The sequence below is a fragment of the Bradyrhizobium sp. USDA 3240 genome (genome assembly GCF_054063295.1).
The window spans coordinates 3,433,885-3,452,086 of record NZ_JBSSGD010000002.1 but is presented as its reverse complement, the minus strand read 5'-3'; the positions used below and the strand labels follow the sequence as shown (position 1 = coordinate 3,452,086).

The window sequence follows — 18,202 nt, the reverse complement described above, 5'->3', positions numbered from 1 at the left end:
ATGACCGACCAGCTCGAACAGCACACACCCATCCGGACCGATGTTCCGATCAGCATGCACCCCGACACACTCTCTGGCGTCGGCAAGGTTTTGAATCAACCTGACACAATTGGCGTGCATGCATACTCTGCGGCGCGCGAAGCACTGAAGATTTGCCATGACAGCTTCGGTTTGTTGAACGATGCCGAGAAGGCAACCGGTGAGTCACGGCCACTGAGCGCCGCGCAGCGGAAGGAAGCCCTGAGATCGGGACAAGACGTCCGGATGGTGAACGGCGTTCCTACGCTCGTCGTCGCCACCGATGAGTTGGTCGAAGCCGCTCAGCAGGCATGGGCAAGGATCGGCCCGTCAATCGATCGCCGGATGAAGGAACTGAAGGGCCTCCATCAGACGCTTGAAAGCCGTGTTGCCGCAGCGATCGACAATCCCAGTCGGAAGACCAGCGAAGGGCTCGCTCTTGCTGCCGAGGTGCGCGCGCATGTCAAGAGTATGAGCGATGGTGATCGGCTCACTTTCTGCATGAGCGCCGTGGATGCAGGCGACAAAGCGACGGTTGCCGCGATCCTGCACGCCCAGCCCTTCCTCTCTGGGCTCAGCCCGGCCGCGCAGGACGCTCTGCGGAAGAGGGCAGCGGCACAATTCGCGCCGGTTGATTCAGCGCAGTACGATGCGACCTCTCAGGCGATTAGTCGCGTGATGCAGGCGGGCAATCGGCTTTCCGCCCGATACAGCGACATCATCAACCGACCTGAGTCTCCGCGTGCAGTTGCCGCGAAGAAGGTGCGTGCGCTGGCCGGCAAATGATCGACACTCGCCTATCTCGCATGGATTTCAAACCGGTCCGTGGTCAATGGACCAAGGTCGCCGTTGGCATGTCATTGGGCGAGCTGTTCGCCCTGGGCATCACGGGGAAGGCCATCAACCATAGGCTCTATCAAAGAACCCTGTCGTTCCAGCCGCTGCTCTCACCTGGAGAGGTGACCAGGGCTTACCGAAGCGCTGTTCCCTCGACATACACGCGCGAGCGCCGAAAGCAGCTGGCGACTGAACAGCATGAGCAGCGATGGGCCAACAAGACGCCTCGTTCCTGCATGTGTTGCAACAAGGTCTTCCCCTCAGAGGGCCGTCACAACCGCGTTTGTCAGTCCTGCAAGGATCGCGAGGCGCGCAACTATTGCCCGTGGTAGAAGACAACAAGGCCCCACCTTGCGGTGAGGCCTTGTGTTTTTACACTCGCGTCTCCAGTCGAGAGTCTCCTCTCAACGTTTCGTAGCAACACGGGCGAGCCCGGTGGTGTTGTCGCTACGAGACTTGACCATATAAGGCCCGAATCGCCCAAACAAGGGGTAAACGGCTGCCTGGATTCGCGGAAAATTTGCCTATCGGCAGGAACAAAGGGAGGGTGGGGCGAGTGTGGTGCTCGCCCCGATATTCTTCCTCTCGCCAGTCGAAACTGGAGACGCGAGTGGGAGTCGAACCCACTAGGCCACCACAGCCTGCTACGGTTTTCAAAGCCGACCCGTTAACCGTTCCGGCATCGCGTCGGACGCCAATGTAAGTTCCGATTCGGGTAGAGTCCATAAACCACAACCGTATAATCCTGCGGGCAGTGGATGATGTAGGTATCTACGTAGGGGTGAGGGCGCGACCGCAGCAATTGGCCGACGTTATCGTCTCGTTCGATTAGGGTGCCGCGCCGGGCTTCGACTAGGCCGTCTCGGCTCCATCGGCTTGAGCGTTGCGGGATTTGGTTGAATGCGCCCCAGACGCAACTGCGGCCAAAGCCCGCGATGAATTATCATCCAGGCCGTCGGGTCGAAGTTGAGGTCGCCCCTGTAAGCCCAGTGTTCACGCAGTTGCCGAAGCCCGCCACTTGATAAGTCAGGTTCTCGGCTCGACTGACCAATCACGCCTATTCGATAGAGATCCTCCAAAATTCTTTCGGCAGTCTTTTTCTTCATCAGCGTCTTGATATTCGGGTCTGACTCTTTGGTTTTCGCTTGTACGGAAAAATCGGTTGCCTTGAACCAAGGCTGAAAGCTCAGCAAAATCCGCTTCACTGAATCGATTTCGACTTTCGAATATTTGACGTTGAGTTCTTCCACACGCTCATTCCAGGCGTCTTCGCTGAACCTCTCCAGCACGCGGTTTATGACGGCTTCACCAAATCGGAGTTCACCTTCAGAAGCCTCCGCCGCCTTACCGAGTAGGAGAACTAAATCGCGCGGATTGCACCATGTGAGTTCAACCATCAGGACCTGCGGCTCCATATTGAAAATCCCGCGTTGAAAGTACTGGTCGAACACGTCGGGTGACGGTTCTCTTTTGAGAAGTCTCTCGGATGCCTGAATCTTTCGCTCGATCAGTCGAGTTATGGGCCATGTCTCACTTGCGGTCTGACCATACCAGCGCAATTCTGCGCCCTTGTCTGAGAGTACTTTATTTATTTCTAGGGTAGGTACGTTGAGCGCGTGCAGCACTTCCGATCGGGCTGCGGCTAGAATGAAGATGTTGATTTTTTGTTCCGTAAAGAACGCGTTCACTTGATCTATCGCGATGATGAGATCGCGTATCAACGTCGCGTCACGGCGGTGTTGGTTGCGCGATCCGAACGACAGGTTCAGCTCATCAAAGAAGATGTACGCTCCGTGAGTGCCTTCGTAAAAGAGCTTCGAGAGCAAGTTGAAACACTGCTCGACAATTTGATCGATGGTAAAATCCTTGTCCGCGTCCGCCGTTTTGCCTTGAAGTTTGGCATCGAAGTGGCGCGACTTGAAGCTGTAGCGTCCTCGCTTGGCCATGTTTGATAGCCACTTGAACAGGCCCTTTGTCTCACCCTCGTGAAACCGTCGTACCAAGTCGCAGAAGGTGCTGATTTCCTTGTTGCGAGTGAATGCCGTTTGGTTTGCCTCAATAACGTTTGCGATTTGCTTGAAGATGAAGAGAAGCCAAACGTTCACAACGCTGAGACCGACATCCTCGTCGTCTTCGGTGCTTTGCTCGTACGCTGTGATCCCAGCATCTTGGAACAACCTGGCTCGCTGCTGATCCGAAATCTGCGTGGCAAACGAGATGAATCTCGTTATGCAATGCTGTTCTTCGAGGGTCATGCTCAAGTAACGCAAGAACGCTGTCTTGCCTGAACCCTTCATCCCGTACACGAAGTATCGAACGCCACTTTTGAAGTCGTCGATCCTGATTCCGCTCGGCTCCAAGAAGGACTGCCGAAAATGCTCCATTGCAGCTGAGTCTCGTGTGGTGACCTCGTTCCGAGCGTCGATGTGGCCAAACCGCAGCTGCGATAGCCGAATAGGTGGAAGGGGGGCTTTCGACACAACGAACTCCTAAAATGAGCCGAAACGCTCGGCCCGACGAAACCAATTCTCAGTCTTATGAGATAGCCGCGCCGAATCACCACGCGGTCCACATAAAGCCTATCCTGAATGGATGTGATCTTCCCCGCTTCTTGCCGAGGTTGTGAGCCCTCGTCGCGTTAGCTGGGGCGCCCATCGGGCAGGTCGTGACCGCCGCACTTTGTCCCAAGGTTCCTGCTCCCCCGCTCGCTCCCCCAAGGGCATGCGAAAGCCTCCGCCTTATTGCGGTGTCGATAAGCCATTGTTTTATTGAAGGTCCTGGTGCTGCCAGACAGGATTGAACTGTCGACCTCTCCATTACCAATGGAGTGCTCTACCACTGAGCTACGGCAGCGTGCCCGGGAAAAATTGAATCGGCCCCATGGGCCCGTCCAAGCGGGCGGTTCTTGCCACAGGCCTCCCGTTGGCGCAAGCGAAACAGCGTCCCTGTTGGCGGCGAAATCGGCAGAAATCGGCGTTCCTCGCTAGCGATTCCGTCCAATCCGGCCGATTTCGGTCCGATCGGGTTCCGTTCCAGTCGGAAAGCTCCTGATCCGCCCGGCCGCCGAATCATGCCGCCTGGCGCAACTGGCCGACCGGGCAGGGTGCGCGGGCGGCGGCCATTGGCTATGGTCGGCCTCGCGCAGGACGTCGGCGGTTTGAGAGTTTCGGGAATGACAGGCGATCAAGGCAAGGGCGGCGGGCAGGCCGGAGCCCGCGTGAAGGATTCACGACAGGATCGTCTCAAGCTGGCGCTGCGCGAAAACCTGAAGCGGCGGAAATCGCAGGCGCGCGGTCGCGACGAGGCCGCGTCTTCCGAATTGCCCGCCACTCACCTAGATGACGCGGACGAAAACGGACCGGAGCGTTAGCCGGTTCGCAACTTGGCTGCGAGGAAGCAGGTCGATGGCTGTAGACGACACGATGATCACTCCCCTCAACGCGCGCGCCACCGCCTTTCCGCGCCACGAGCAGACCTTTCCGACCCTGACTGGGCACGAGATCGAGCGGATGCGCCGCTTCGGCGAGCCGCGGTCGTATGGGGATGGCGAGGCGCTGTTCGAGACCGGCAAGCCGGGGCCCGGCATGTTCGTGGTGCTGTCGGGCTGCGTGTCGATCTCTCAGCGCGATGGCCTCGGCCGTGTTACGCCGATCATCGACCAGGGGCCGGGGCAATTCCTTGCCGAGATCGGCCAGCTCTCCGGACGCGCCGCACTGGTCGACGGCCATGCCGAGGGTCCCGTCGAGACGCTGCTGCTGCCGCCCGAGCGGCTGCGCGCGCTGCTGGTCGCCGAGGCCGATCTCGGCGAGCGCATCATGCGCGCGCTGATCCTGCGCCGCGTCAGCCTGATCCAGGGCGGCGCCGGCGGGCCGGTGCTGATCGGCTCGGCGTCGGTCGGCAACATGGCGCCGCTGCAGAATTTCCTGGCGCGCAATGGCCAGCCGCATCACGTGCTCGATCCCGAGACCGACAAGGATGCCGCCGACCTCGTCGCGCGCTATTCGCCGACGCGCGCCGAACTGCCGCTGGTGGTTTGTCCCAACGGCACCGTGCTGCGTAATCCGTCCGAGACCGCGCTTGCGATGGCGCTCGGCATGATCGGCAACAGTGCGCAGGACAAGATCTATGACGTCGCGGTGGTCGGCAGCGGCCCGGCCGGGCTCTCCACCGCGGTCTACGCGGCCTCCGAGGGCCTGTCGGTCGCGGTGTTCGATTCCCGCGCCTTCGGCGGCCAGGCCGGCGCCAGCATGCGGATCGAGAACTATCTGGGCTTCCCGACCGGCATCACCGGCCAGGCGCTGGCCGGGCGCGCCTTCAACCAGGCGCAGAAGTTCGGCGCCGAGATGCTGATCCCGGTCTCGATCAAATCGCTAGACTGCTCGAAAGCGTCGGGCGCGTTCGCGCTCGCCACCGGATGCGGGCACACGCTGCGCGCCAAGTCGGTGGTGGTCGCGAGCGGCGCGCGCTATCGGAGGCCTACGATCGACAATCTCGAGAATTATGAAGGCCGTGGCGTCTGGTACTGGGCCTCGCCGATCGAGGCGCGGCTCTGCGCCAACCAGGATGTCGTGCTGGTCGGCGGCGGCAACTCCGCAGGCCAGGCCGCGGTGTACCTGTCGGCGCATGCGCGCCGGGTCAACATGATGATCCGCGGCGGCGGGCTCGGGGCCAGCATGTCGCGCTATCTGATCGAGCGCATCGAGGCGACGCCGAACATCGAGTTGATGTTCAACACCGAGGTGACCGGGCTCGAAGGCGCGGAGACGCTGGAGCGCGTCCGCTGGCGGAGCCGGCTCGCGCCCGACGAGTTCACCATGGAAATCCGCAATCTCTTCCTGTTCGTCGGCGCCGATCCGGCGACCGGCTGGCTCGAGGGCTGCGGCGTGCAGGTCGATCGCGGCGGCTTCGTGATGACCGGCGTGCAGAACGGCGAGGGCGCGCCCGCGGTGCCGCTGCTCGAGACCTCGGTGCCCGGTGTGTTCGCGGTCGGCGACGTCCGCTCCGGATCGGTCAAGCGCGTCGGCGGCGCGATCGGCGAGGGCGCGCAGGTCGTTGCCGCGCTGCATGGCTATCTCGCCGATGACGGGAGCCCGACGTTGTAGCGATAATGGGCGATCGATGCGGCGAGCACGAACTATCCCCGTCATCCTGAGGTGCGAGCGGAGCGAGCCTCGAAGGATGAATCGGCCCCGCTGGTGGCCGTCGATCCTTCGAGACGCGCTCCTCCAGCGACAAAGGCGAAGCCTTTGCGCGGGGATGACGGGTTAGGCCAGCGAATTCGCTGAGCTGAACTCGAAGCAATTGCTTCCGCATGAGGGACCAAGAATGACAAAAGGCTGCACCCATATCGCCGGCATCCAGGACGTCACGCCGAGCGCGCTCGGCTGTGAGGAATGCCTGAAGAGCGGCAGCCGCTGGCTGCATTTGCGGATCTGCCGGAGCTGCGGCCATGTCGGTTGCTGCGACGACTCGCCGAACCGGCATGCGACGGCGCATTTCCACGCCACCGGGCATCCCGTGATCGAGGGCTACGATCCGCCGGAAGGCTGGGGCTGGTGCTATGTCGACGAGGTGCTGTTCGACCTGTCGAAGCGCAAGACGCCGCATAACGGGCCGATCCCGCGCTATTATTGATTCAATGTCTCACGAGGCGCACGTGCGTACGACACGCGTGCGACAATTTTCGGCAAGTGTCGGCGCCGACGAATTTTCATGAGATGTCAGCCGTCCTGCTATCGAACCATGTAGCAATTTTCCGGCACGCATCGTAACCTCGTGCGCGGGTCTCAGCGGGGAGTGCGCCACATGACGACGTTAGTGCTTGTGCACGTCATTATCAGTTTGATCGCCATCGTCGCCGGTGTGATCGTGATGTTCGGCCTGCTCGGCTCGCGGGCGATGCCCGGGCTGACCGCGATCTTCCTCATCCTCACGATTCTGACCAACGCCACCGGCTTCGTGATCCCGCCTCTGGTGACCGACAAGCTGCTGCCCTCGCACATCATCGGCGGCCTCTCGCTGGTGCTGCTCGCGATCGCCTGCATCGCGCTGTATGCGATGCAGCTCAAGGGCGCCTGGCGCCCGATCTATATCGTGACCGCGATGATCTCGCTCTATCTCAATGTCTTCGTGCTCGTGATCCAGAGCTTCCTCAAGGTGCCCGCGCTACAGGCGCTGGCGCCGGCGGTGCCGCCGAACCCGCCGTCCGGTCCGGTGTTCGCGGTGGTGCAGGGCATCGTGCTGGTGTTCTTTGCTGTGGTGATCATCGGCGCCTGGCGCCGGTTCAGGCCGGTCACGTTCGCCTGATCCGACACATCTGTTCATGCCACGTCATTCCGGGGCACGCGCTAGCGTGAACCCAGAATCCAGAGTCAATCGATCGAGGTTCCGGGTTCGACGCTGCGCGTCGCCCCGGAATGACGTAACGCAACAAGAGGAGCAATCAGATGCCCACCATCACCACCAAAGACGGCGTCGACATCTTCTACAAGGATTGGGGTTCGGGTCAGCCGATCGTGTTCAGCCACGGCTGGCCGCTGTCGTCGGACGATTGGGACGCGCAGATGCTGTTCTTCGTGGGGCACGGCTTTCGCGTGGTCGCCCACGACCGCCGCGGCCACGGCCGTTCCGCCCAGGTCGCCGACGGCCATGACATGGACCACTATGCCGACGACCTCGCGGCCGTCACCGCGCATCTCGACCTGAAGAATGCCGTCCATGTCGGCCATTCCACCGGTGGCGGCGAGGTGGTGCATTACATCGCCCGCCACGGCGAGAGCCGGGTGGCGAAGGCCGCGATCCTGAGCGCGGTGCCGCCCTTGATGGTGCAGACCGCGGCCAATCCCGGCGGGCTGCCGAAGTCGGTGTTCGACGACCTGCAGGCCCAGCTCGCGGCCAACCGCTCGCAGTTCTATCGCGATATTCCGGCCGGGCCGTTCTATGGCTACAACCGGCCCGGCGCAAAACCGTCGGAAGCCGTGATCCAGAACTGGTGGCGGCAGGGCATGATGGGCGGCGCCAAGGCGCATTACGACGGCATCGTCGCATTCTCGCAGACCGACTTCACCGAGGATCTGAAGAAGATCAACGTGCCGGTGCTGGTGATGCATGGTGACGACGACCAGATCGTGCCTTACGCCGATTCCGGTCCGCTCTCGGCCAAGCTTTTGAAGAACGGCACGCTGAAGACCTACAAGGGTTTTCCGCACGGCATGCCGACCACCGAAGCCGAGACGATCAACAAGGATCTGCTGGCGTTCATCAAGGGCTGACGGGCGGCTGCGCGTGAGCGCATCCGGTAAGGCCGGGGAAGAGGACGCAACATGAAGGTCATCCTGTTCGGCGCGACCGGCATGGTCGGGCAGGGGGTGCTGCGCGAGTGCCTGCTCGATCCCAGCGTCGAGCGCGTGCTCGCGGTGGGGCGCAGCCCGACCGGGCAGCGCGATGCCAAGCTCGTCGAGTTGACCTGCGACAATTTCACAGACTACAGCGCGATCGAGCCGCAGCTCACGGGTTATGACGCGTGCTTCTTCTGCCTCGGCGTCTCCTCGATCGGCATGGACGAGGCGCGCTACCGCCATCTGACCTACGACATCACCCTGGCGGCGGCGACAACGCTGGCGCGGCTCAATCCCGGCATGGTGTTCACCTATGTCACCGGGCGCGGCACCGATTCCACCGAGCAGGGCGCGGTGATGTGGGCGCGGGTGAAGGGCAAGACCGAGAACGACCTGCTCAAGCTGCCGTTCAAGGCCGCCTACATGTTCCGGCCCGCCGGTATCCAGCCGCTGCACGGGGTCCGCTCGAAGACCGGCTGGGTGCAGGCGATCTATGTCGCGACCTCGCCGCTGCTCTCGTTCCTGGTGCGGGTGGCCCCGAGCTACATGACGACTTCGGAACAGCTCGGCTGCGCCATGCTGAAAGTCGCCCGCGACGGCTACCCGAAGCGGGGCTGGAGAGCGAAGACATCAACAGCCTCTGACCGGGCGGCAGGACAGGTTCCCTTGCGCCGGATTTCCTTCGGCGAGGCGGTACCTCCGGCGGCCGAAGGCGTTATAACCACCGTCATGTCTCCACCCGCACCGCTGAAACTGATCGCCCTCGATGCCGATGACCTCGCGGTCATCTCCGCCCATGTCCAGGACGCCCGCGTCCAGCCCGCCGACATCGTCTGGCGCCAGGACGAGAAACGCCTCGTGGTCGGCCTGAACAGGCTGGACTGGGAGCAGACCCTGGCCGGTGGCACCTGCTCGCGCCGGCTGATCGCCGCGCTCAGGTTCGACCGGGTGCTGGCATGCAAGTCGCGCAATATCGATTTGGAGGCCCCGGAGGCAAGCCTGGAACTGCTCGGGATCGAATTCCATGCTTCCGACCCGCCGGGCGGTAGCGCACTCCTGATGTTCGGCCAGGGCGGAGCGCTGCGGCTCGATGTGGAGTGCCTGGAGTGCGAATTGACCGATCTCGGGGAAGACGACCTCGGGGTGGGGGCGGGGTAATTGAGCTCGTCATTCCGGGGCGGTCCGCAGGACCGAACCCGGAATCTCGAGATTCCGGGTTCGATGCTTTCGCATCGCCCCGGAATGACGCAGCCCCAAGGGTTGACGGCCATTATCCGCCGCGCCATTGAGCAGGGACCGAAAATCCTCTTCAGAAAGCCGCCATGCCCGTTCGCCTGGACCGACAGAGCGCCGATTTCGACCAGCGTTTCCGCGAATTCCTGGCGGCCAAGCGCGAGGTGTCGGCCGACGTCGAGCGCGCCACCCGCGCCATTGTCGATGACGTGGCGGCCCGCGGCGATGCGGCGCTGCTCGAGGCGACCAAGAAGTTCGATCGGCTCGACATCGACGCCGCCGGCCTGCGCATCACCGCTGCCGAGATCGACGCCGCGGTTGCGGCCTGCGACGCCAAGACCATCGAGGCGCTGACATTCGCGCGCGACCGGATCGAGACCTTTCACCGCCGCCAGCTGCCCAAGGACGAGCGCTTCACTGACGTGGCCGGTGTCGAGCTCGGCTGGCGCTGGAGCGCGGTCGATGCGGTCGGGCTCTACGTGCCCGGCGGCACGGCGGCCTATCCGTCGTCGGTGCTGATGAATGCCGTGCCGGCCCGGGTCGCCGGGGTGCCGCGGGTGGTGATGGTGGTGCCGGCGCCGGACGGCAAGCTCAACCCGCTGGTGCTCGCGGCAGCAGGTCTCGGCGGCGTCTCGGAAATCTACCGGGTCGGCGGCGCCCAGGCGGTGGCGGCGCTGGCCTATGGCACCGCGATGATCGCACCGGTCGCCAAGATCGTCGGCCCCGGCAACGCCTATGTCGCCGCGGCGAAGCGGCTGGTGTTCGGCAAGGTCGGCATCGACATGATCGCCGGCCCCTCCGAGGTGCTGGTCATTGCCGACGACACCGGCAATGCCGACTGGATCGCGGCCGATCTGCTGGCGCAGGCCGAGCATGACGTCAGCGCGCAGTCGATCCTGATTACCGACAGCCCACGGCTCGCCGCCGACGTCGAGCGTGCGGTCGAGGCCCAGCTTGCGACGCTGCCGCGTGCGGCGATTGCGCGCGCCTCGTGGGACGACTTCGGCGCGATCATCATGGTCGCAAAACTCGACGATGCGGTCGATCTCGCCAACGCGATCGCGGCCGAGCATCTGGAGATCATGACCGCGGACGCCGAGGGCCTGTCGAAGAAGGTCCGAAACGCCGGCGCGATCTTCCTCGGGCCCCATACGCCGGAGGCGATCGGCGACTATGTCGGCGGCTCCAACCACGTGCTGCCGACCGCGCGCTCGGCGCGGTTCTCTTCGGGCCTCGGGGTGCTTGACTTCATGAAGCGAACCTCGATCCTGCGGTGCGGGCCGGATCAGCTTCGTGCGCTTGGGCCCGCCGCGATGACGCTCGGCCAGGCCGAAGGTCTCGATGCCCATTCACGTTCCGTCGGATTGCGCCTCAACCTCTCATGAACAAGCCACCAGACGACGAGGATTCCAACAATCGCATCGTCGCGGTGACGCTCGACGAGGAATCGATCGGCCGTTCCGGCCCCGACATCGAGCATGAGCGGGCGATCGCCATCTACGACCTGGTCGAGCAGAACCTGTTCGCGCCCGAAGGCGCGGCCGGGCCGGGACCTTACACCCTGCATATCGCGATCACCGGCAACCGGCTGATGTTCGATATCAGAAAAGAGGACGGCGCGCCCGTGGTGGCGCATCTGCTGTCGCTGACGCCGTTCCCGCCGCGTCGTGAAGGACTACTTCATGATCTGCGACAGCTACTATCAGGCGATCCGTACCGCGACACCGGACAAGATCGAGGCCATCGACATGGGCCGCCGCGGCATCCATGACGAGGGCTCGCGCACGCTGCAGGAGCGGCTCAAGGGCAAGGTGCGCGTCGATTTCGAGACCGCGCGGCGGCTGTTCACGCTGATCACTGTGCTGCACTGGAAGGGTGAAGGCGCATGATCCCGAAAAGTGGGTACCGGTTTTCGGATCGGATCATGCGCCAAGAAGAGAGGCGCATGATCCCGAAGATGATCGCCACTTCGCCAGACGACGGGGGCGTACCCCGGTCGAAAAAAGCCTGATCGCATGGAAGCGCCACGCGCGCGCTCCCCGCAGGCCGTGCTGTTCGCATGCGGGCACAACGCCGTGCGCTCGCCGATGGCCGAAAGCCTGCTGCAGCAGATGTTTCCGCAAGGCGTCTATGTCCGCTCCGCCGGCGTGAAGAAGGGCGAGCTCGATCCGTTCGCGGTCGCCGTGATGGCCGAGTTCGGCCAGGACATCTCCGGCCACAAGCCACAGACCTTCGAGGAGCTCGAGGACTGGGAGGGGCTGAACTTCGACCTCATCATCACGCTGTCGCCCGAGGCGCACCACAAGGCGTTGGATCTGACCCGGACGCTCGCCGCCGCTGTCGAATACTGGCCGACCCCTGATCCGACCGGCACCAGCGGCAATCGCGAGCAGAAGCTCGCCGCCTATCGCGAGGTTTGCGACGGCCTGTTGATGCGCATCCGCCGCCGCTTCACCAAGGCCGGCGTGGCGAACCTGTAGGGCTCAGCGCCGGGACCCACGTGTTCCGATCAGCATCGTCCGCCCCTTGTCGCCAGACTGACAAACAGCTGTGCTTATGGGCCTTGTCGCCCACGGGGAAGCGCGATTCGCGGCCGGTTCCAAGGTTGTGCATCCATGCCCCATCCGATAGGTTCCGCCCGCGTCCGTCCCCCCGATTCAGCCCAAAAGCCCGCATGCTAGGCCGTCCCAAATTCGTTCTTGCTTCCGGTTCGCCGCGGCGGCTGGCCCTGCTCAACCAGGCCGGCATCGAGCCCGACGCGCTGCGTCCGGCCGATGTCGACGAGACCCCGCGGCGGGGCGAGTTGCCGCGCGCCTGCGCCAACCGCCTGGCGCGTGCGAAAGCGGACGCCGCGCTGAAGTCGGTGCAGCTCGACGACGATCTGCGCGGCTCCTTCATCATTTCCGCCGACACCGTGGTCGCGGTCGGCCGCCGCATCCTGCCGAAGGCCAATCTGGTCGACGAGGCCGCGCAGTGTCTGCGGCTGCTGTCGGGCCGCAACCACCGCGTCTATACCGCGATCTGCGTGGTGACGCCCCGCGAGGCGTTCCGCCAGCGCCTGGTCGAGACGCGCGTGCGCTTCAAGCGACTCAGCGACGACGACATCCAGGCCTATATCGGCTCCGGCGAATGGCGCGGCAAAGCCGGCGGCTATGCGGTGCAGGGCATCGCCGGATCCTTCGTGGTCAAGATGGTCGGCTCCTACACCAACGTGGTCGGCCTGCCGCTTTACGAGACCGTGACCCTGCTCGGCGGCGAGGGCTTTCCGATCCGCCACGGCTGGCTCAACGCCGTCGCGGTGTGAGGTCTGAAGAGACCCTCTTCCTGCGCCGCATCGGCACTGCACCTCTCCCCCTGTGGGAGAGGTCGGAATTCAAGCAAAGCTTGAATTCCGGGTGAGGGGTCTGTCTCCGCGGACAGAGACCCTCATCCGTCGCGCTGGCGCGCGCCACCTTCTCCCACAAGGGGAGAAGGGAAGCCGACGGTGAACGTGGAACATGCGGCCGCCTCCTCAATCGCCAACTGGTATAAACTCCATCCCAGCCATGACCGACCAAGCCCGAACACCCCCGGCCACCCCACGCGCCTGCCCGATCTGCAGCAAGCCCGCCCAGCAGGCCTTTCTCCCGTTCTGCTCGTCGCGCTGCCGCGACGTCGACCTCAACCGCTGGCTCAGCGGCCGCTATGTCGTTCCCGGTCGCGAGGACGACGCAGAAGACCCGGAATAGCCGAGATTTCCCAACAAGTTGGGGAAACAACGCCGGGCGGGCGGCGCCCGGCGAAGCGTTTCGCGAAGCCGGGTGGACACAGCGCCCCGACCTCTCTATAAACCGCCCGCTCGCTTCGGCCTTTTCGGCCCCGCGGGTATGCCCAGGTAGCTCAGTTGGTAGAGCATGCGACTGAAAATCGCAGTGTCGGTGGTTCGATCCCGCCCCTGGGCACCATCCCCCTCATGGCAAGCTTGACCGGGGCGTCGCATGGATCAGCGTGAAGCGATCTACCGATAGTCCTTGTTGTCGATCACCTTGCCGTCCTTGCCTCCACCGGCGTCGGTCGGCATGCATTCGACCTGCACGAGGTCGGGATAGAGTTCCCAGGTCCGCACCAGGAATTTCCTGCGGATGCCGTAGGAGGTGATGATGCAGCGGTTCAGCACCGGGCTGACCGCGGCGGCGACATAGCCGGGATAGAACAGCGCACCATGATGGAGCACGCTCCAGATCTCGTTGAACCAGGTCGAGCGTACCCGGAACGTCACCGTGTTCTGATCGGTGCAGGGCAGCGTCTCGCAGCCGTAGACCTCGTGGGTCTCCAGGCCGTCGGTTTGCGAGCTTGAGAGGTTCTGCGAGTTGGAGAGGTACAGCTGCTCGTCGTGTCGCACGGTGGCAAGGTACCAGGGCAAGGTCGCCGCGACCGTTGCTGCGCCATAGACGAGGTAGCAGGCGACGATCGTCGCGAGGATCATGATTCCGCCGCGGGCCTTGCTGAACTGTGGATCGCCATAGGCGTCCTTGGTGTAGACGCAGCGCGCCCAAAGCGCGCGGTAGCGGGCGAACGCCCATCGCACGAAGCGGTAGAGCCGCCAGGTGACCGGCGCGATCAATGTCAGGTAGATCCACCCGCACGAACGCACGAATTGCGACCAGAACCGGCCGAGCATGCTCAGCTCCCGGTGGGCGCGTCCGATATCCGACTGGTCATAGGACTTCTTGGCCTCGTATGCCTTGGTCTTGAAGTCGGACAGCGTCTTGTCGATGCCGTCCAGCAACGCGTCGGCGTCGTTATGCGGCTTTTCTGTCATGGGGGATCCAGCTCGACGTGAAGTTACGGCTCGTGGCATCGAAGCCGATGTCGAGCGTGCCGCCGAAGGCGCCGTCCGCCATCGTCTTCTCGACGATCATGGCCTCGATGCGCTTGATGCGGCCCGGCAGGCCGCGCGCGCCGATCTCGGGCGAATAGGTCTTGTCGCAGAACTCCCGCAGTTGCGCCTCGGGGAAGCGCACCTCGATCGTTTGCGCCGCGTAGAATGCGTTGATGCGTGAGATTTCGCGGAACACGATCTTCTCGATCGTGTCCATGTTGAGCTTGTGGAACAGGATGATGTTCTCGCGTCCCTCGAAGCGGTTCAGGAATTCCGTCCGGAACGCCTTCTTCAGGTCGCGGATGGTGAGTTCGTAGGCCTCTTCCTGGGTCAGGTCGCCGGGACCGGTGCCGACCCGCAGCGCATGGTCCGCGCCGATGTTGGTGGTCATCGGCATCACCACGTCGCCGAACTCGACCTTGCGGCCCAGATTGTCGCGGCAGCGCCCGTCGTCGAGGATGTTGAGGCAGATGTTGAAGATGTCGGGATGAGCCTTCTCGATCTCGTCCCACAGCATGACCTGATACGGATTGGCCCGCACCGAATTGGTCATCTCGCCGCCGGCAGCGAAGCCGTCATAGCCCGGAGGCGCGCCGATCAGCTTGGTGACGTCGTTCTTCTCCATGAACTCGCCCATGTCGTAGCGGTTCAACGCCTTGTCGGTGTCGAACAACGCCTCCGCCAACCCCTTGGCGACCTCGGTCTTGCCGACGCCGCTGGCGCCGCAGAACAGGAACGGCAGCGGCCTGTCGGTGCGCCGTCCCCGCCGCCAGACCTTGACGGCACGATCGACGTGATCGAGCACCGCGTCCTGACCGAACACGCGCCGCTTCAGCGCGCCGTGGAGGTTGAGCAGCTTGACGGCGTCGTTCTGCTTGAGCTTGGAGGCGTCGATGCCGGAGATCAGCGAGAATTCATCGATCACCATCGCCGCGGTGAACAGCAGCCGATCGTTGATCTCCCTGGTGACGGCCTTGTATTTCACCCGATTTTCGTCGACGGCCGCCTGGGTCCGCGCGATGTCGCCGCGCAGCTGGAGAATCTCGGGCGTCGCATAGCCGGACGCCCTGGCGATCAGATCGAAGTCGGCATCGCTCGCCGTGGCCTTGCCGGCGGGCTCGTCGAGGTGCCGCTTCTTTTCTTCTTCCTCGAGGGTGCGCAGCTGGGCCTCCATGTGCGCGATCGACTTCTCGCCCTCGCGTTGCGCCGCGTAGTAGCCCTTGATCCTGGCCTGGTATTCGGCGAACTCGGCCTTGTGGCGCGCGATCGCGGCGCGCACGGCAGCAGCTTTTTCCTCGTTTCCGGAAGTTGGCCCGCCGGCCACAAGACGCGCGAGCTCCGCCTCAAGCTCCGCGAGCAGCGGCGGGGTCGAGTGCGCCCGCAACAAATAGCGCGCCATGCCGCGATCGAGCAGGGTCCGGGTCCGCGCAGGCTGCGCCGCCGTCAGGCCGGTGTCGAGCGAACGATACTTGCTCGACATGTCGATCGCGGCCTTGACCGCCGCCGGATCGATCCGGACCTCGTAGTTCTCCTCGAGATCCCTCGCGCCATGCAGCGCGATCTCCTCGAGCTCGGCGCCGACCGGCTCGGTCAGATCCATCAGCGTGAAGTGATCGCGGAAGTCGGAATGGCACTTGAGGACCTGCGTCAGGTCGGCCTCGCGCACCTCGAGGAAGACCTGGGTCTTCTTCGCCTTCACCATCGCCGTCAGCGCGTTGACGATGTGCATCAGCCCGCTATTGCGCAGCGCATCGATCAGATCGAGCGTGTCCTCGACGATCAGAACGCTATCGGGGGTGCGGTTCAGGATGGCAAATATCGCCTTGAACTGCTTGACGATCGCGTCGTTGTCGCCGAGCCCGAACAGGCCGTCGGTGTCGAGCCAGAACAGCCGCTTGTTGACGATGTCGAATGGCGCGTCGGGATCGGCCTTGCGCGCCTGCAGCGCCAGCGCCAGCGTGGTGATGCCGACGCCGCTCGGACCGGAGACGATCACGCTGTTGGCTTCCATCCGCGTCAGGATGGTGCACAGCTCCTCGAACTTCTCCGCGCGGCCAACCAGCTTGAAGTTCTTCCGGCTGGCGAGCTTGTCGCTGCCGGTGATCAGAAAATTGTCGGCCATGGGGATGTCCATCGGTCAGGCTGCACGCGGGAAACAAGCTCAGATCTGCCCGAACGTGATTTCCTTGTCGTCGACCGGCTTCGGCGCCGCGGCAGCGGCCGACGCGCCGGGATCCTTGGCGTCCATGCCGATGCTCTCCTGCAGCCGCGCACGGACGGTGGCGGTGACATCGTTGAGCTCGCCGAGCCGGCTCTGGATGTTGGAGAGGCCGTCTTCGCGCAGCTTGTTGGCGGCCTGCAGCGATTCGGCGATGTTCGACATCGACTCGACCTTCTCCATGATCCGCTTGGATTGCTCGTCGACCTGCAGCGCCTGGCGGATCACCTCCTTGTTGGCGACGTCGTCGGTCACCGCATTCATCGCCCGCATCGAATCGCGCACGCTCTCCGAGGCCTCGTTGAGCGCCGAGTTGTTGAGTGCCTGAATGGTAGTGTTCAGGCTGGTGGCGACACTCGCGATGCCGTCGCTGGACAGTTCGCGCAGATTGACGTTCTGCTTGCCGAGGGCGTCGTGGAAGGTGTTGGCGTCGACCGCATCCTTCTCGAGATCGGCCACGGTCTTCTTGGTGCCGCGCCCGCTGTCGAGCAGAGCGGTGACGTGGCGCTCGAAATCGTTCTTCTTGCGCTCGCGCTCGAGACGGGCAAGCGTGTCCTCGCCCTCTTTTGCGGTCGACAGCGCCTGCACCTTGTCCTTGTTCGCCGCGGAGGCGAGGTCGATGCCCTTGTCGAGAATCGCGACCACCGTGATCATCTGCGAGTTGATCTTGACCAGCTTGTCGGCTTGCCCCTCGATCCCTCCGAGTTCGTCGCGCAGCTCCGAGACCGTGACCTGCGACTTGTCGATGTAATCGAGCGCCGCCTTGATGATGCCCTCGACGCGCTTGACGTGCTCGGGACCCGAAATGTCGAGCATCTTGCGGACCTGGTCCTTCTCGGCCTTGAACTTGCCCTGCTTGGCGTCGCGCTCGGCCTTCTCCACGATGATCGCCTGCGCCTTGTCGCGGCAGGCCTTGAGGTCATCGATCCGTTTGGCGATCAGGAGCTCCTTGGCGGCGATTTCGGCCTGGGCGGATTTCTTGATGCCGCCGAACAGGCCGGTCTGCGTCTTCAGCTTGGCGATGTCGCGCTCAAGCATCTCCTTGTCGGAGGTGATCTGCCGCGCTTCGGATTCGACGCCCGACGTGCGGCGGTCCCAATCGGCCTCGCGCTTGCGATCGTCCTCGATCTCCGCGAAGGTATCCAGCACGACATTGTCGCCGGCGGTGCGCAGCGTGTAGAGCGCATCGAGATTGTCGACCAGCGGATGTATCATCTCGCGGAAGTCGAGAACGCCCTTGTTCATGTCCGCAAAGGTCTGCTTCATCTTGGCAAACACGGTCGTCGATGACAGCTCGATCAGCTTGCGCTGCATCAGCGTGCGCTGCTGCGCCAGATATTCCTTGTAGGCTTCAAGCTGCTTGATCGACGCCTTGCACTCCTCGGCAAGGTCCGGCGAGAGCAGGGTGCCGATCTGGCGGCTGCGCTCTTCCGGCGCGGCTTCGGGATTGAAGACGATCTTGGCCACCGGATTGGCGGTGATGTCGACCGGCGCGGCCTGCGTCGCCTGCTTCGGCGCCATCCGCGCCTTGATGGCTTCGTTGACGGCGGTCGATTCTGCGAGTTTCGGGGATGCAGAGGTAGACATTGCAGTCGTCTCCAGGTCTGGCGACTCCGAAAGGAGCCGCATGGGCGGCGCAGCCGTCAGGCCGCGTCGCGAGAAATCGTCCTTAGGGGGCTTTGCATCAAAATCCGGCTG

General features: G+C 63.6%; 15 protein-coding genes, 3 tRNA genes and 2 pseudogenes. 14 read left to right on the top strand and 6 right to left on the bottom strand.

Annotated elements, in window-relative coordinates; all coding sequences use genetic code 11:
• Complete coding sequence (locus tag ACVIGA_RS17050; RefSeq protein ID WP_456667266.1) at positions 1-804, top strand: hypothetical protein; 804 nt, start codon at positions 1-3, stop codon at positions 802-804.
• 650 nt (positions 805-1,454) lie between these two features.
• Here the strand turns inward: ACVIGA_RS17050 and ACVIGA_RS17045 are convergent.
• The 3 genes from ACVIGA_RS17045 to ACVIGA_RS17035 form a co-directional block, all read right to left on the bottom strand.
• A tRNA-Ser gene (locus ACVIGA_RS17045) sits at positions 1,455-1,544 on the bottom strand.
• Positions 1,545-1,667: 123 nt separating this feature from the next.
• The gene (locus tag ACVIGA_RS17040; protein ID WP_456667265.1) at positions 1,668-3,335 is read right to left on the bottom strand and encodes a P-loop ATPase, Sll1717 family; all 1,668 of its coding nucleotides are present in this window, start codon (positions 3,333-3,335) and stop codon (positions 1,668-1,670) included.
• Positions 3,336-3,633: 298 nt separating this feature from the next.
• A tRNA-Thr gene (locus ACVIGA_RS17035) sits at positions 3,634-3,708 on the bottom strand.
• A gap of 274 nt (positions 3,709-3,982) precedes the next feature.
• Here ACVIGA_RS17035 and ACVIGA_RS17030 point away from each other — a divergent pair.
• From ACVIGA_RS17030 to ACVIGA_RS16970, 13 genes and pseudogenes are all read left to right on the top strand, one after another.
• Complete coding sequence (locus ACVIGA_RS17030) at positions 3,983-4,225, top strand: hypothetical protein (protein WP_456667264.1); 243 nt, start codon at positions 3,983-3,985, stop codon at positions 4,223-4,225.
• A 34-nt stretch (positions 4,226-4,259) separates the two neighbouring features.
• Positions 4,260-5,957, top strand: coding sequence for an FAD-dependent oxidoreductase (locus ACVIGA_RS17025; protein ID WP_456667263.1), 1,698 nt, complete (start codon positions 4,260-4,262; stop codon positions 5,955-5,957).
• Positions 5,958-6,180: 223 nt separating this feature from the next.
• On the top strand, positions 6,181-6,489 hold the full coding sequence (locus ACVIGA_RS17020) for a UBP-type zinc finger domain-containing protein (protein WP_456667262.1): 309 nt from the start codon (positions 6,181-6,183) through the stop codon (positions 6,487-6,489).
• Positions 6,490-6,660: 171 nt separating this feature from the next.
• Positions 6,661-7,161: a hypothetical protein gene (locus tag ACVIGA_RS17015; protein ID WP_456667261.1), complete on the top strand. Its 501-nt coding sequence runs from the start codon at positions 6,661-6,663 to the stop codon at positions 7,159-7,161.
• Between the two features lie 140 nt (positions 7,162-7,301).
• Positions 7,302-8,126 (top strand): alpha/beta fold hydrolase, encoded by an 825-nt coding sequence (locus ACVIGA_RS17010; protein ID WP_223974369.1) that lies wholly within the window; start codon positions 7,302-7,304, stop codon positions 8,124-8,126.
• Positions 8,127-8,177: 51 nt separating this feature from the next.
• Positions 8,178-8,836: pseudogene (locus tag ACVIGA_RS17005) on the top strand (epimerase).
• A gap of 85 nt (positions 8,837-8,921) precedes the next feature.
• The gene (locus ACVIGA_RS17000; protein ID WP_375781000.1) at positions 8,922-9,350 is read left to right on the top strand and encodes a DUF2948 family protein; all 429 of its coding nucleotides are present in this window, start codon (positions 8,922-8,924) and stop codon (positions 9,348-9,350) included.
• Between the two features lie 164 nt (positions 9,351-9,514).
• The gene (gene hisD / locus ACVIGA_RS16995; protein ID WP_456667260.1) at positions 9,515-10,810 is read left to right on the top strand and encodes a histidinol dehydrogenase; all 1,296 of its coding nucleotides are present in this window, start codon (positions 9,515-9,517) and stop codon (positions 10,808-10,810) included.
• A pseudogene (locus tag ACVIGA_RS16990) lies at positions 10,807-11,314 on the top strand (UPF0262 family protein). The gene hisD and the pseudogene ACVIGA_RS16990 overlap by 4 nt, the downstream one beginning before the upstream one ends.
• A 126-nt stretch (positions 11,315-11,440) precedes the next feature.
• Positions 11,441-11,905, top strand: coding sequence for an arsenate-mycothiol transferase ArsC (locus ACVIGA_RS16985; protein WP_212317204.1), 465 nt, complete (start codon positions 11,441-11,443; stop codon positions 11,903-11,905).
• A 194-nt stretch (positions 11,906-12,099) separates the two neighbouring features.
• Entirely contained in the window at positions 12,100-12,729 is a 630-nt protein-coding gene (locus tag ACVIGA_RS16980) for a Maf-like protein (protein ID WP_092123132.1), read from the top strand.
• Positions 12,730-12,970: 241 nt separating this feature from the next.
• Positions 12,971-13,153: a DNA gyrase inhibitor YacG gene (yacG, locus tag ACVIGA_RS16975; RefSeq protein WP_456667259.1), complete on the top strand. Its 183-nt coding sequence runs from the start codon at positions 12,971-12,973 to the stop codon at positions 13,151-13,153.
• 140 nt (positions 13,154-13,293) lie between these two features.
• A tRNA-Phe gene (locus ACVIGA_RS16970) sits at positions 13,294-13,369 on the top strand.
• Between the two features lie 53 nt (positions 13,370-13,422).
• Here ACVIGA_RS16970 and ACVIGA_RS16965 read toward each other — a convergent pair.
• Genes ACVIGA_RS16965 through ACVIGA_RS16955 form a run of 3 tightly spaced genes read right to left on the bottom strand, consistent with a single transcriptional unit; the run spans position 13,423 to position 18,091 of the window.
• Positions 13,423-14,226: a hypothetical protein gene (locus ACVIGA_RS16965; protein WP_456667258.1), complete on the bottom strand. Its 804-nt coding sequence runs from the start codon at positions 14,224-14,226 to the stop codon at positions 13,423-13,425.
• The gene (locus ACVIGA_RS16960) at positions 14,207-16,408 is read right to left on the bottom strand and encodes an AAA family ATPase (protein ID WP_456667257.1); all 2,202 of its coding nucleotides are present in this window, start codon (positions 16,406-16,408) and stop codon (positions 14,207-14,209) included. The genes ACVIGA_RS16965 and ACVIGA_RS16960 overlap by 20 nt, the downstream gene beginning before the upstream one ends.
• 39 nt (positions 16,409-16,447) lie before the next feature.
• Positions 16,448-18,091 carry a hypothetical protein gene (locus ACVIGA_RS16955; protein WP_456667256.1) on the bottom strand — a complete coding sequence of 548 codons (1,644 nt, stop codon included), beginning with the start codon at positions 18,089-18,091 and terminating at the stop codon, positions 16,448-16,450.
• Positions 18,092-18,202: the final 111 nt, after the last annotated feature.

What these genes read in the sequence shown, in the direction of transcription:
- ACVIGA_RS17050 (WP_456667266.1), top strand. Translation starts at nt 1, where the DNA reads ATGACCGACCAGCTCGAACAGCACACACCCATCCGGACCGATGTTCCG.
- ACVIGA_RS17030 (WP_456667264.1), top strand. Translation starts at nt 3,983, where the DNA reads ATGGTCGGCCTCGCGCAGGACGTCGGCGGTTTGAGAGTTTCGGGAATG.
- ACVIGA_RS17025 (WP_456667263.1), top strand. Translation starts at nt 4,260, where the DNA reads ATGGCTGTAGACGACACGATGATCACTCCCCTCAACGCGCGCGCCACC.
- ACVIGA_RS17020 (WP_456667262.1), top strand. Translation starts at nt 6,181, where the DNA reads ATGACAAAAGGCTGCACCCATATCGCCGGCATCCAGGACGTCACGCCG.
- ACVIGA_RS17015 (WP_456667261.1), top strand. Translation starts at nt 6,661, where the DNA reads ATGACGACGTTAGTGCTTGTGCACGTCATTATCAGTTTGATCGCCATC.
- ACVIGA_RS17010 (WP_223974369.1), top strand. Translation starts at nt 7,302, where the DNA reads ATGCCCACCATCACCACCAAAGACGGCGTCGACATCTTCTACAAGGAT.
- ACVIGA_RS17000 (WP_375781000.1), top strand. Translation starts at nt 8,922, where the DNA reads ATGTCTCCACCCGCACCGCTGAAACTGATCGCCCTCGATGCCGATGAC.
- hisD (WP_456667260.1), top strand. Translation starts at nt 9,515, where the DNA reads ATGCCCGTTCGCCTGGACCGACAGAGCGCCGATTTCGACCAGCGTTTC.
- ACVIGA_RS16985 (WP_212317204.1), top strand. Translation starts at nt 11,441, where the DNA reads ATGGAAGCGCCACGCGCGCGCTCCCCGCAGGCCGTGCTGTTCGCATGC.
- ACVIGA_RS16980 (WP_092123132.1), top strand. Translation starts at nt 12,100, where the DNA reads ATGCTAGGCCGTCCCAAATTCGTTCTTGCTTCCGGTTCGCCGCGGCGG.
- yacG (WP_456667259.1), top strand. Translation starts at nt 12,971, where the DNA reads ATGACCGACCAAGCCCGAACACCCCCGGCCACCCCACGCGCCTGCCCG.
- ACVIGA_RS16965 (WP_456667258.1), bottom strand. Translation starts at nt 14,226, where the DNA reads ATGACAGAAAAGCCGCATAACGACGCCGACGCGTTGCTGGACGGCATC.
- ACVIGA_RS16960 (WP_456667257.1), bottom strand. Translation starts at nt 16,408, where the DNA reads ATGGCCGACAATTTTCTGATCACCGGCAGCGACAAGCTCGCCAGCCGG.
- ACVIGA_RS16955 (WP_456667256.1), bottom strand. Translation starts at nt 18,091, where the DNA reads ATGTCTACCTCTGCATCCCCGAAACTCGCAGAATCGACCGCCGTCAAC.